The sequence below is a fragment of the Pseudomonas sp. HR1 genome, assembly GCF_030175875.1.
Taxonomy (GTDB): Bacteria; Pseudomonadota; Gammaproteobacteria; order Pseudomonadales; family Pseudomonadaceae; genus Chryseomonas; species Chryseomonas oryzihabitans.
In genome coordinates, this window is sequence record NZ_JASNRF010000001.1 from 1,230,914 (window position 1) to 1,243,484 (window position 12,571).

At 54.8% G+C, this 12,571-nt stretch carries 16 protein-coding genes; 9 read left to right on the forward strand and 7 right to left on the reverse strand.

The genetic code is table 11. The features are described 5' to 3' along the window. The first annotated feature begins 22 nt into the window (after window positions 1-22). The 9 genes from QKY98_RS05635 to QKY98_RS05675 are packed head-to-tail and all read left to right on the forward strand — an operon-like array spanning window position 23 to window position 7,058. Complete coding sequence (locus tag QKY98_RS05635; protein WP_284670470.1) at window positions 23-910, forward strand: FkbM family methyltransferase; 888 nt, start codon at window positions 23-25, stop codon at window positions 908-910. 3 nt (window positions 911-913) lie between these two features. Then, window positions 914-1,651 (forward strand): glycosyltransferase family 2 protein, encoded by a 738-nt coding sequence (locus QKY98_RS05640; protein WP_284670471.1) that lies wholly within the window; start codon window positions 914-916, stop codon window positions 1,649-1,651. 11 nt (window positions 1,652-1,662) lie between these two features. Then, window positions 1,663-2,280, forward strand: a complete 618-nt coding sequence (locus QKY98_RS05645; protein ID WP_284670472.1) for a PI-PLC domain-containing protein — start codon at window positions 1,663-1,665, stop codon at window positions 2,278-2,280. Window position 2,281: 1 nt separating this feature from the next. Further along, window positions 2,282-2,911 carry an HAD family hydrolase gene (locus QKY98_RS05650; protein WP_284670473.1) on the forward strand — a complete coding sequence of 210 codons (630 nt, stop codon included), beginning with the start codon at window positions 2,282-2,284 and terminating at the stop codon, window positions 2,909-2,911. Then, window positions 2,908-3,621 (forward strand): glycosyltransferase family 2 protein, encoded by a 714-nt coding sequence (locus QKY98_RS05655; RefSeq protein ID WP_284670474.1) that lies wholly within the window; start codon window positions 2,908-2,910, stop codon window positions 3,619-3,621. Before QKY98_RS05650 ends, QKY98_RS05655 begins: the two co-directional genes overlap by 4 nt. Before the next feature lie 7 nt (window positions 3,622-3,628). Then, window positions 3,629-3,952, forward strand: a complete 324-nt coding sequence (locus QKY98_RS05660) for a cupin domain-containing protein (RefSeq protein ID WP_284670475.1) — start codon at window positions 3,629-3,631, stop codon at window positions 3,950-3,952. Between the two features lie 3 nt (window positions 3,953-3,955). Next, window positions 3,956-5,005 carry a GDP-mannose 4,6-dehydratase gene (gene gmd / locus QKY98_RS05665; RefSeq protein ID WP_284670476.1) on the forward strand — a complete coding sequence of 350 codons (1,050 nt, stop codon included), beginning with the start codon at window positions 3,956-3,958 and terminating at the stop codon, window positions 5,003-5,005. A 14-nt stretch (window positions 5,006-5,019) separates the two neighbouring features. Beyond that, window positions 5,020-5,925, forward strand: a complete 906-nt coding sequence (locus QKY98_RS05670; protein ID WP_284670477.1) for an NAD-dependent epimerase/dehydratase family protein — start codon at window positions 5,020-5,022, stop codon at window positions 5,923-5,925. Continuing rightward, window positions 5,922-7,058 carry a glycosyltransferase family 4 protein gene (locus tag QKY98_RS05675; RefSeq protein WP_284670478.1) on the forward strand — a complete coding sequence of 379 codons (1,137 nt, stop codon included), beginning with the start codon at window positions 5,922-5,924 and terminating at the stop codon, window positions 7,056-7,058. The genes QKY98_RS05670 and QKY98_RS05675 overlap by 4 nt, the downstream gene beginning before the upstream one ends. Before the next feature lie 10 nt (window positions 7,059-7,068). On the opposite strand, the gene QKY98_RS05680 is transcribed toward QKY98_RS05675, so the two are convergent. From QKY98_RS05680 to QKY98_RS05710, 7 genes are all read right to left on the reverse strand, one after another. After that, entirely contained in the window at window positions 7,069-8,175 is a 1,107-nt protein-coding gene (locus QKY98_RS05680; RefSeq protein ID WP_284670479.1) for a glycosyltransferase, read from the reverse strand. A gap of 1,212 nt (window positions 8,176-9,387) precedes the next feature. Continuing rightward, the gene (locus tag QKY98_RS05685; RefSeq protein WP_284670480.1) at window positions 9,388-10,536 is read right to left on the reverse strand and encodes a site-specific integrase; all 1,149 of its coding nucleotides are present in this window, start codon (window positions 10,534-10,536) and stop codon (window positions 9,388-9,390) included. Beyond that, on the reverse strand, window positions 10,533-10,742 hold the full coding sequence (locus QKY98_RS05690; protein ID WP_017641646.1) for a hypothetical protein: 210 nt from the start codon (window positions 10,740-10,742) through the stop codon (window positions 10,533-10,535). The genes QKY98_RS05685 and QKY98_RS05690 overlap by 4 nt, the downstream gene beginning before the upstream one ends. After that, a complete protein-coding gene (locus tag QKY98_RS05695) occupies window positions 10,739-10,933 on the reverse strand; it encodes a DUF7696 family protein (protein ID WP_284670481.1) in 195 nt (64 codons plus the stop codon). The genes QKY98_RS05690 and QKY98_RS05695 overlap by 4 nt, the downstream gene beginning before the upstream one ends. Further along, a complete protein-coding gene (locus QKY98_RS05700) occupies window positions 10,933-11,592 on the reverse strand; it encodes a 3'-5' exonuclease (protein ID WP_284670482.1) in 660 nt (219 codons plus the stop codon). The genes QKY98_RS05695 and QKY98_RS05700 overlap by 1 nt, the downstream gene beginning before the upstream one ends. Beyond that, on the reverse strand, window positions 11,589-11,849 hold the full coding sequence (locus tag QKY98_RS05705) for a hypothetical protein (protein ID WP_284670483.1): 261 nt from the start codon (window positions 11,847-11,849) through the stop codon (window positions 11,589-11,591). Before QKY98_RS05705 ends, QKY98_RS05700 begins: the two co-directional genes overlap by 4 nt. Window positions 11,850-11,977: 128 nt before the next feature. Next, the gene (locus QKY98_RS05710; protein ID WP_284670484.1) at window positions 11,978-12,568 is read right to left on the reverse strand and encodes a Mu-Gp12 family protein; all 591 of its coding nucleotides are present in this window, start codon (window positions 12,566-12,568) and stop codon (window positions 11,978-11,980) included. Between the last annotated feature and the right edge of the window lie 3 nt (window positions 12,569-12,571).

Here is a 12,571-nt window from a genome sequence, read left to right on the forward strand (position 1 = left end):
TAGATTTTAATAGGACGATATTATGCCTGCAGACCTAATTCTAGATATAGGGGCCAATATTGGCCAGTTTGGCTGTGAAGTTGGAAGATTAAATCCTGATAAAAATGTTATTTGTATCGAGCCAGTTCCAGCGCTTGCAGAGACAATTCAACAACGACTTTCCGAATCGTGCTTATCGAACGTATCTGTGATCCAATCGGCAGTTGGCCCCCAAGAAGGCGTTGCTGATTTTAATATTTCGAAGCGGGGCGACTGGGGAATATCAAGCCTATTGAAAATTAGTGTTAATAATGTTCAAGGTGATGAATATTGGTCTAGTCGCTCTGATCTTATTTACGATGAAACGTTTAAGGTAGACGTTTCATCACTAGAGCGTATTTTAGATGGCTTAGCTTTTGATCGAATTCCATTTATTAAAATAGATGTTCAAGGGCGGGATCTAGATGTTCTTAGATCGGCAGGAAAGTATCTTTCTAAAATAGAGGCTGGGGTAGTTGAGGTGGTTTCTACGCTATCCTGCTCAATATACGAGGACGTGCATGACGATCTACGCTCCTGCTTAAACTACCTGAATGAGAACGGATTTCAGGTTTTCTATATTAAGCCTAATGATCCCTCTGCCAATGAGTTTAATGTATTTTTCGCGAAGGTGGGTTGTGATCTAAAGGTTATCGAAAGGGAGCTAAACCTTAGAGGACTGGCGGAATATGACGGAAAATTTTTTTGGCATGCCTTTAGCGATAGCCCCAGCTACGCTGATGACCTGCACAAGAAACTCATTGAGGAAAACGAACGGCTTTTAGCTAGGATTAGTGAGCTAGATAGTGAGGTAATAAGACTCGATGCCGAGGTTAATAGGCTAAATACTGAGATTGAGTCAAACTATATTTTAAAGAAAAGTCAGGAGTAGGTTATGCTAAATATCGTAATACCAATGGCAGGGCGCGGGAGCAGGTTTTCAAATGCAGGTTATAAGCTTCCTAAGCCATTAATAGATGTCGGCGGAAAACCGATGATCGAAAGAGTGGTCGTCAATCTGACACCTCAAACCGATTTTCGTTTTATATTTATATGCCAGAAGGAACACAATGAAACCTACGGTTTGAAACAGATGCTGACTGATCTTAGTCCTGGGTCAATAGTCATTGATGTCGACGGAGTTACGCAAGGCGCTGCCTGTACTGTTTTATACGCAAGAGAATATATAGACAACGACAGCCCTTTGATGATTGCTAATAGTGATCAGTACGTCGACATAATTATTGGCGATTATATTGATCAGGTTAGTCGCAGGAATTTGGACGGTCTTATAATGACAATGAAGGCGGATGACCCAAAATGGTCGTTCGTCGGATTAGATGATGACTCAATGGTAACAAGAGTTGTGGAAAAGGAAGTCATATCCGATGAGGCAACCGTTGGTATTTATAACTTTGCGCGTGGTTCTGATTTTGTTCGCTGCGCGGAGTTGATGATAGCGGAAGGTAATACAGTTAATGGAGAGTATTATGTTGCGCCCGTATACAACTCTTTGATCGCGGAAGGTAAGCGGATCGGCATTTATAACGTAGGTAGCGAGGCTCACGGTATGTATGGATTAGGTATTCCTAAAGACCTTGATCTTTTCTTAAGCTTAAACATTGTTTCGTAGGAGACTATCGTATGAAAATATTGAGCCATAGAGGTTTTTGGAGAAGAGCCGAGGAGAAAAATACCCTGGGCGCATTTGAATTCTCCCGCGATAACGGCTTCGGTACGGAAACTGATGTTCGAGATCTAAATGGGCGCTTGGTCATATCTCACGACATTCCGAATCAGGACGCGCTAGATCTGCACTCTTTTTTAGAAGTCTTTGCAGGAACTGATTTGCCCGTAGCTTTAAATATTAAAGCAGATGGGCTTTCCAGTGTGCTCGAAAAAGCTGTATCTGAATATGATTTGAAAAATGCGTTTGTTTTTGACATGTCGGTTCCGGACATGAGGTCTTATTTCAAAACAACGCTACGCGTATTCGGCCGTGTTAGCGAGGTTGAGCCAGTAGTAGCGTGGGTGGATAGCTGTGGGGGTATATGGCTTGATTCTTTTGAGTCAACTTGGTATACGCCAGACGACGTAAGAAAGCTATTAGATTTAAATAAGCACGTTTGTATCGTTTCGCCTGAGCTGCATTCTCGTGAATATGAACCTGTTTGGCATGCGTTGAAGGGACTAAATATTTACGAAAACCTAATGTTGTGTACCGATCACCCAGATAAGGCTAGCGTTTTCTTTGGAGTCTGAAATGATCAAAGCCATAATATTCGATATGGACGGTGTCCTTATTGAGGCAAAGGATTGGCACTATGATGCGCTGAATAGGGCCCTTGCTCTGTTTGGTTTTTCGATTAATCGATATGATCATTTGAAAACATATGATGGCTTGCCAACAAAAAGAAAGCTGGAAATGCTTTCTATTGAGTCTGGTCTGCCAGTTGAATTGCATTCATTCATAAATGAGATGAAGCAAGCTTATACAATGGAGCTGGTTTATCAGTGCTGTAAGCCGCGTTTTAATCACGAATATGCACTTTCACGGTTGAAGGCGGAAAATTACAAGTTGGCGGTGGCCTCAAACTCTATAAAGAATACAGTCGATGTTATGATGCAAAAGTCAATGCTTGACAAATATCTTGATGCCGTCTTGTCTACAGACGACATATCGCGTCCAAAGCCGCATCCTGAAATTTATCTGGCGGCCATGTCACGGCTTGGTGTTCAGCCGGCTGAATGTCTCATCGTTGAGGACAACGAAAACGGCATTAAAGCTGCCATAGCTTCTGGTGGACATGTCATGGCAGTGAAGGAAGTTAGCGATGTCACATATCAAAACATATCGGCTAGAGTCGCAGAAATTGAGGGTGGTGCACGATGAATATCTTGCTTCTAGCTGCAGGCCCTTCAGATATCGATTCTCATGATGGAGCTTATCCACTTTGTCTAGCAGAGTTCGATGGAGTTCCGCTAATTCAACACATTATAGAGTCGATTTCTCCTTTAGAGCCCTCAAATCTAATGGTGGCCCTGAAAAAAAACGAGATTGATCGCTATCATTTGGATAGTGTAGTGACTATGCTTTCCTCGAGCGCTAAAGTTATTTCTGTACAAGGCGAGACTAAGGGAGCGGCTTGCACAGCTTTGCTCAGCGTAGGGTATATTGATAATGATGAACCTCTTTTAATTATCAATGCAAACGAGTTTCTAACGTTTGACTTTAACGAAGTTATCGACGATTTTCGTAAGCGGTCTCTGGATGCCGGGGTTGTTACTTTTTCGTCAATTCATCCTCGATATTCGTACGTAAAGCTATCATCTGAAGGCTTCGTTATCGAGGCGTCAGAGAAAAATCCAATCAGTAAAAACGCTACAGTTGGTTTTTATTGGTTCAAAAGAGGAGCTTCTTTTGTATCTGCAGCGAAAGAAATGATTCGAAAGGATGCCAAAACGAATGGTATATTTTATATCTGTCCTGCATTAAATGAGCTTGTATTAAACCAGCTTGTTATAGGGACGTATCAGATAGATTTGGATGATTATCATCCTTTTAAAACTGAACGTCAGCTGATGCAGTTCAACGCAGGATGAGGTTTTTATGAAGAATTATGATTTATCGGACATGGTAAAGGGTTGGTTTGTTGGGGGGTTTAACCCATCGGCTTACACGACGCAAGACTGCGAAGTCGCGGTAAAAAAGTATAATAAGGGCGATTTTGAATCGGAGCATTTTCATAAAGTGGCAACCGAGATCACTGTGATTGTTTCCGGGACAGTAAGAATGATGGGTAAAGAATGGAGCGAGGGACAAATTATAGTTCTGGAACCTGGTGAGGTTACCTCATTTGAAGCTATTAGTGATGCGGTAAATGTAGTGGTAAAATTACCTGGTGCACTCAACGATAAATTTATTGTGGAATGAAAAATGGCTAATTCTAATGGGTCAAAGGCTCTTATTACAGGTATAACCGGCCAGGACGGCGCCTACCTGGCCCAACTGCTGCTGGAAAAAGGCTATACCGTCTATGGCACCTACCGCCGTACCAGTTCTGTCAACTTCTGGCGCATCGAGGAGGTCGGCGTCGCCGGCCATCCCAACCTGCATCTGGTCGAGTATGACCTGACAGACCTGTCCGCCAGCATCCGTCTGCTGCAGACCACCGAAGCCACCGAGGTCTACAACCTGGCCGCCCAGAGCTTCGTGGGCGTCTCCTTCGATCAGCCGGTCACCACCGCCGAGATCACCGGCGTCGGTCCGGTGAACCTGCTCGAAGCGATCCGCATCGTCAATCCGAAGATCCGCTTCTACCAGGCGTCCACCTCGGAGATGTTCGGCAAGGTCCAGGCCATTCCGCAGATCGAAAGCACCCCCTTCTATCCGCGTAGCCCCTATGGCGTGGCCAAGCTCTACGCGCACTGGATGACCATCAACTACCGCGAGTCCTACGGCATCTTCGGTACCAGCGGCATCCTCTTCAACCACGAATCCCCGCTGCGCGGCCGTGAGTTTGTGACCCGCAAGATCACCGACAGCATCGCCAAGATCAAGCTGGGCAAGCTGGACGTGCTGGAGCTGGGTAACCTCGACGCCAAGCGTGACTGGGGCTTCGCCAAGGAATACGTCGAAGGCATGTGGCGCATGCTGCAGGCCGACAAGCCCGACACCTACGTGCTGGCCACCAACCGTACCGAAACCGTGCGTGACTTCGTCAGCCTGGCGGCCAAGGCCGTGGACATCCAGCTGGAATGGAAGGGCGAAGCGGACAAGGAAGAGGGCTACTGCACTCGCAGCGGCAAGAAGATCGTCGCCGTGAATCCCAAATTCCATCGTCCCGCCGAAGTGGACCTGCTGATCGGCAACCCCGAGAAGGCCAAGCGTGAGCTGGGCTGGGAGCCCAAGACGACCCTGGAGCAACTGTGCCAGATGATGGTCGAGGCTGACCTGCGTCGCAACGAACAGGGTTTCTCGTTCTAACTAAGGGGATAGGCATGCCAACCGCTCTGGTCACAGGCGCATCGGGTTTCACCGGACGCTATCTGATCCATGCACTCAAGGCCCGAGACTTCAAGATCATCGGGCTTGGGAGCGGCTCTACCGATGCGGATGTCACCGTGGCATGCGATCTCACCGACAAGGCGGCCGTCGCTGCCGCCGTGGCGCAGGCGCAACCGGATTGGGTCATCCATCTGGCGGCGCTGGCCTTCGTTGGTCATGCCGATCAGGAGGCCTTTTACCGGGTGAACCTGTTCGGCACCTTGAACCTGCTGGAGGCACTGGGTTCGCTCGAGCGGCAACCCCAGCGAGTGCTGATTGCCAGTAGTGCCAACATCTACGGTACTCCTGGTATTGAGGTGATCGACGAATCTGTCTGCCCGGCGCCCGTCAACCATTACGCCTGCAGCAAGCTGGCCATGGAACACATGGTCGCCACCTGGTACGACCGCCTGCCCATCGTCATCACCCGGCCATTCAATTACACCGGGCCGGGGCAGGATGAGCGCTTCCTGATTCCCAAGATCGTGGGGCATTTCGCCCGCGGTGAACGGGCAATAGAACTAGGCAATCTGGATGTGAGTCGAGACTTCTCCGATGTCCGTGATCTGGTTCAGGCCTATATCGGTCTGCTGGATAGCACTCACCGTTCCAGTCCGGTCAACGTTTGCTCCGGGCAGGCCACTGCGCTACGTACCGTCATCCAGATGGCTGAGCAGATCGCAGGTTATGCGATTGAGGTGCGTGTAAATCCAGCGTTCGTACGTGCCAATGAAATTCCTGTATTGCGAGGAGACGATGCTCGCCTGAGAGGAATCGTCGGTCCACGAGATCTGATACCCCTCCAGCAAACCCTGAGTGACCTTTTTAGGGCTATTGGTAGTGGTGCTCGACGGTCGTGAGACTAGGCCTGGGCACTACCGTCTGGTCTCGCGGGACCGCCTTGGGACATCTTGACGGCATCGGCATCTACAGTGAGGCGCTCTGGCAAGCGCTGTCGCGTTGTCCTGAGCTGCGCATAAGCTCGTATGTCCTCGATGGTGAGCCGCAGTCATTGGCCTGCGGAACACCCGTAGGACTGGCCAGGAGCTTCCCCGGTCTGGTACTTCGAAGCGCGCTGCTGGGCGCGGATCGTGGCATCAGCCGCCGACTGGCGGCGGAGGTCGAGGTATTTCACGCGTTGGATCATCATATCCCGCGACTGAAAGACATACCCTTGGTCGCTACCGTCATGGATTTGATTCCGCAACTGCATCCCGAGTGGGTCACTCCCAGGTTGCGTGCATTGAAGAGCAGCCTGTTCAACCGGAGCGTCCGCTGGGCTGATCAGGTCATCACCATCTCCGAAAGCAGTCGGTTGGATATCATCCGAATCCTGAAACTTCCCGAGGACCGGGTTCACGTAACCCCCTTGGGCGTAGATGCGCGTTATTTCAGCCGGCAATCCACGGCCGCGCGGCTGGAGGTGCTGACGCGACATGGCCTGGAGCCTGGCTTCTTTCTGTTTGTTGGAACGCTGCAACCACGCAAGAATCTCACCGCCGTTCTTGCGGCCCATGCTCGATTGCCGGAAGTACTGCGTAAACGCCATCCGCTGGTAGTCGTCGGCCGCAATGGTTGGCGTGCCGAGGCGCTGGTCGCCGAGTTACGCGCGCTGGAGGCCAGAGGCGAAGGGAAGTGGTTGGAGTATCTACCGCAGAACGAGGTGATCGCCCTTCTGCAGAGTGCGGCGGCGCTGGTATTCATGTCGTTGTTCGAAGGTTTTGGTTTGCCAGCGATCGAGGCTTTCGCCGCGCGTTGCCCGGTGATCTGCTCCAACACTACGTCGCTGCCAGAAGTCGTGGGTGAGGCGGCTTTGCAGGCCGACCCGCGTGAGCCTGGGGCTATCGCCCAGGCGATGCAGCAGGTTCTGGACGATCCCCTGGGCGCTCAGCAGCGGGTCGACGACGGCGAGCGACGCGCTCGCGGCTACACCTGGGACGCCTGTGCCGCCCAAACGCTCGAGGTCTATCGCCTAGCCCTGAAAGGACGTTAGGCGATCCGGTTCAACCAAGGGCTTTGCAATAGACCCCGATCAGTTCGGCAGCCATGATCTCGCTGCGAAAGTGCGTGTCGAAGCGCGCCCGAGCGGCCTGGCCATACCGGGTCCGTAGTTCGGCGTCCTGCCAGAGCGTGATCAACCCCGCACGCAGGGCAGCAGGCTCGGGCGGTACGCCGATCCCGGTCTCGCCGTCGAGATTGATCTCGCTCATGCCCGAGCCGATCTCGCAACTGAGCATGGGCTTGCCGTACATGGCCGCTTCCAGCAGCGCCATGCCAAAGGCCTCGGAGCGCAGGTGCGAGGGGAAGACAAAGCTTTCGCAGCCGGCATAAAGCGCCGCCAGATCTGCTTCGCTCTGACGTCCCAGGAAATGGCAGTTCTTCAGGCCCAACCGCTCGCACTGAGCGCGAAGGGCTTGGCCTTCCGGTCCGTCGCCGACGATGGCCAGCGGATAGTCGAGCCCCTGTAGCGCTTCGAGTAGCAGGTGCAGCCCCTTGTAGTAGCGCAATACCCCCACGAACAGCAGATAACGCGGTCCGAGACGCTCGCGCCAGTTCGCCACGCGCTGCGGATCCGCCTCGGGATAGCTGGCTGGATCCAGGCCATAGGGAATCACCTTAACCTTGGCGCCCAGGTGTTGCAGGGTAGGGCTGGACCGGCGATAGGGCTCGGTCGCCACTATCACGCGAGCAGCCTTGCCCAGGAAGCGTTGCATCAAAGGTGAATAGAGCTTGAGCAGATGGCGCTGCTTGACGATGTCCGAGTGGTAGCTGACAACATAGGGCTTACCCGGCCGTATCACCAGCTGCAGGACGTCCATGAACGGCCAGGGGAAGTGAAAATGCACCAGATCGACGGCGCGGCTTTCCTCGGCGAAGGCGCGGAAGGCGGCTAGGGAAAGTCCGGTCGAGGCGAGGTCGACGTCCTGCTTGAGCCGGCGGACAGGAATGCCATCCACCTCCACGCGCTCCGGAACGGGATGCTTGCTGAGCGTCAGAATTCGATGATCAATTCCGAAGCCTTTCGTACCCAGGCACATCTGGCGAATGACATGTTCGATGCCGCCATGGGTGTCGGGCAGATAGGTCTTGAAGACATGCAGAATGCGCATGAGTGATAATGCCATAAAAAGAGAAAGCACTATAGCATAAATCGAGTATGATAAAATCTATATGTTAATATATGATTTTAAAATAATTTTGGTTCATGTTCCATGTGGCTGAGGAACACCCAGCTGCATGCTATAAAAGCGCTTAGATTCTGGTTTCCAAAAGTCGATATTTGTATGAAGCAGATTGAAGGTGCAGGTCTGCGATGTCTTGAGCTTTTTTCCGTTAAAGCCAAATTTGTGAACAGCTTAATGAGTTTGTTCTGAAGCTCGTAGGCAGAGTCTAGGTAATAATCAGGAGTTTTTAGGATTAAGGCGTGCCGATCTGGGCTATATATAGCGCGCTTCGGTTTAAAGCTTGATTTGTCGTATTCAGTCGAACGCCACTTGCCTCTGCTGATCGATGGATACTCAGAGTCAATTAGCTTGGGATTCATGATGAGTAGTCGGTTTGCTAACTACTAAAATAGTTTGCCAGCCTAGAGACCCGCTCAGCGTCAGCTCGAGCAGTTGAGTTATCAGTGTTGCCTGCTCTCTTTGAGAATATGGCGAGGTAATTTCAGCGCACGGATATGATTCTGAGATTGCTTTGCAACACCGCAAGCGGGAAAAAGTAGTTCTGCCTGCTCCGCATTATAAACTGTTAGGGGGCTGCGTACTGGGTATTGACGAGTATCTGGGTCTAACATGCTGAGACTAAGCGCAACTCCATTGTGCATGATTGCTGCAATTTTCGAGCTTTAAAACATGGATTGATATCATGGCCAAAGTTTATGCTTCAGGTGAGGCGACACGCGGGCACCTGTCATATGAAGCTCGTTCAGCGACTTGGGAGAATGCAATCCTCATTTTTTGGAAGAAATATGTGCCAACAAGTTGATTGGAGTGATAGCGTATCAACGCTAGATATAATTATATAGTTTTTGGATTACAGGGGCTTAGAAATTCGCCCAGAAGCGCAAGGGCGCCCGTTTGTACGCTAGCCTGTCAAAAGCGTGTTTGTCTCGGCCCAGAAACGACGAAGGCCAACCGGAAGGTTGGCCTAGGGTCTTGCAGCGCTTGGTGCCGGCACCAGGAGTCGAACCCGGGACCTACTGATTACAAGAAAGCTGGGCTTTCCTTGTATTTCAGCTATTTAGCCGCTTTCTTGTTACGCATGCGCACGGCTTTAACCCGGATCCCTTGCGGGTCCGGGCTAGCTTGTTACGTGCTTATTTAGAGGGCGGAAGGGGTGACGACCGGGATGCTGAGGTCGTAGATGTCGAGCATCGCGGCCGAGCGGTGGCCGCTGGCCTGTTGCTTGTCAGCGCGGGTGCCGGGGCTGTCGGTGATGCCCTTGCGCTTGAGGTCGTGCAATGCGAAGCGCTGCTCGGCCTGGATGACGCCATCGGCGATCGCCGTGGTGATGAATCGTTGCCAGGCGCTGTCCAGGCTGGACTTGACCAGGGCGCCGCCGTGAATGGCCACGATCGCCGGGCGCCGCTCAGGCGCAGCAGGCGTGGGGATAGACTTCTTCGTCCAGATCGCGGTGCGGTAGGCCCGGGCGCTATTCCAGGCCTCCCGCAGGCGTGGCGTCCAGCTGACGACGTTGTCGCGGCTACCCTTGCGGCGATTGGTCTGCAGGCCTTCGGGCAATTCGTTGGCATCGGTGAGCGTCACCACCTCGATCCCGCGCAAGCGGCAGAGGTAGGCCAGCTCCATCACCAGCCACAGGTAGGCCGGGCAGCTGCCAGGTTGGCCGCGGCTGAGGCGTCCCATTTCGCGAGCTCGCTGGATCAGCAGGTCCATGACCTCTGGTGCCGGCAGCCGCCGCAGCTTGCGCTCGGTTGGCGCTTCGATGCCCAGGGCAGGGTTGAGGTCGACGTAGCCGCGGTTGCGGCCCCATTGCAGTATTCGGCGCAGATAGCGCAGGGCGTGTGCAGCCTTCGACGGCGTACCCTCGGCGGCGATCCGATCGACCAGGCGCTGGACCAGGGCTGGAGTGAACTTGCGGACAGCCAGGGCGCCGAGTGGCTTGCCCAGCTTGGTGGGAATGCCGACCAAGACCTTCCGGCAGTAGTCGTAGTCGGCCTGGGTCTTGGTGGCGAGCTGCTTGAACTGCGGGCTCGCATGGTACTGGCTGCAGAGGTAGTCGAGGCTCTCGCGATCGACGCCATCGCGCTCTTCCATGATGCGGTGCAGCTCGGCGAGGGTGACGGTGGCCGGTGCAACGTTCTTGCGGCGCTGCCGGCCGGCTTCGTCTCGGTGCAGTGTGTACCAGACGCCATGCCCGCGGTGATCGAAGAAACAGGCCGCGGGTAGCGCGGCCTGGTCGATGTGGCTGGGTATATGGGGATTGAGCTTTCGCTTCCTGGCTCGCCTCATAGGATGTCGACGTCGTACCGCTCCTGGCTTGCCGGCTTGACGCCGCCGGCCTGGTTGATGAGTTCGAGGGTGGTCCAGGGGCCTGTGCGGCCCCTGAATATCCGGACGCCCTGGTCGAGCAGGATCCGCTCAACGTCCGCGCGCCGGTTGTACCCGGTGATTGATTGCAGATCCTGGAAGGTCAGGATCCCGGTCGCCGGTGTCATTGCTCCAGCCACTCCTTGCGACGACCGTACTGCCGCCGCATTTCCTGGATGAGTTTATCGGCCGCCTGGGCACCGCGTTTACTGGAAATCAAAGCGCTCAATTCTTGGATCCGCTCGGGCGAGATGTAGCCCTTGCGGATCCAGGTGCGCGCCTCGGCCTCGAGGAGCTGTTGGCGGTTGTCGATCGTCATTACCTAGCCTGCAGGTCTGTGGGCTGCTCCAGCGATGCCACCCGGCTGGCTTCGGCCTTGGCGCAGTCCAGGCGGAGGGCGTGGACGGACAGGGCCTGGATCAGCTGGTGGGCTTCGTGGCGGGCGTCGTGCAGGGCGTGGTGACGGATGCCCTCGAAGTCGCGCAGCTTGGCGGCGGGGTACAGGTCCAGCAGGGTCCGCAGATCTCGCTCCTCGCGGTGGTGCCAGGGCACCAGGTTGTCGCCGATGCGGTAGGCGTTGCCCAAGATGATGCAGTCGAAACTGGGGCTGTTGCCCCAGATCCGCCGTTCCACGTCGGCGAGATAGCCGTCCTGGTCGGCTTTAGGCGTCGATTGCTGTAGCAGCCAGGCGGAGAAGATCACCAGCGCGGCCCGGATGTCGTCCCGATCGCGGCTGCCGTCGATCTCGGCCCGGGCCTCGGCCGACTGCTGCCACCACCATTCGATGGTTTCGCTGTCAGGCACGGCGCCGCGGGCGATAGCGGATTCCAGGTCGACGCGGCGGTAGAACTCGCCGGCGATCGCCGCGGTGGCGGTGCCGGCACCGGTCACGGCAACGGCGCCGATGGACAGGATCGGAGCGTTGTTGCCCTGGCCGAGGGTCTCCAGGTCGATGACGATGTCGATGCGGTGCTTCATGCGCTTGCTCCGGTGTGCTGCTGGGCCGGCTTGGCCAGGGTGGTTTCGATGACCTCGGCGTCCTCGGTGGTCAGGGCGCCGAGGGTGTTGGCCATGCTGGCCAGGGCGAGGAGGTGGATGCGATCGCCGCTGGAGCGGCTGACCTGGTAGCGGATGACCGCCTCGCCCAGCAGGGCGGTGGCCTGGCAGCGTTGCACCAGGGCCGGGTGGAGCGTGATAGGCTGAGCATTGCTACTGCGCTGGTTTACGTTAGGCATGATGTTTCTCCAGTGGTGGTGGTCGGCCTGGGCGAGTTGGCGCTCTCCAGGCCTCTTTCTTTCCGGCGTCCCTTTAGCGGATCCGGACCTTCTCTCCTCGATCACGAACAGTTGGGCGCTCCCGGCCCTCAAGCTGCCTCCCGGTTGTAGTCGCGGCGGGCGGCGTCGTAGTGTCTGGGCAGGATCTCCTCAGCACCGTCGATCCAGCCGGCGCTGGGCTTGCCTGCGGCGACGTTGGCCAGGTGCTTGTCCTGGTCGATGCAGAAGCCCAGGCAGAAGTAGGCCGAGCCGTGCTGGGTGAAGAACAGGCCGCCGCTGAGCAGCAGGTTGCCGGTGTTCACGCCCAGGCGATCCCAGAACGCATGCACGTCGAGCGACGCCGGGCAGTGCTCCTGCCACAGCTGGACCAGACGCTGGTGCTCGACCTGGAGGGTTTCGCGCTCCGCCTTGGGCATGCCCTTGGCCGTCTTCGGCTTGACGCGCAGGCGGCGGAAGCCCCATTGATCAGGTCGGCACCAGTGGACGTCCAGCTCCTGGCCTCCCTTGAGCTTTATGCCGCCGGGCATGACATCGGTCGTGGAGCGCAGCAGGGCGACCTCACCGCCGAAGGCCTCGCCCAGACGATCAGCAGCGAGCCGCAGGGCTTGGCGCTGGTTGAAGCAGTCCTGGACGATGGCGACGACTGCAGGGTCTGTGGAGCGGTAGTGGTATTGCTGCATGGT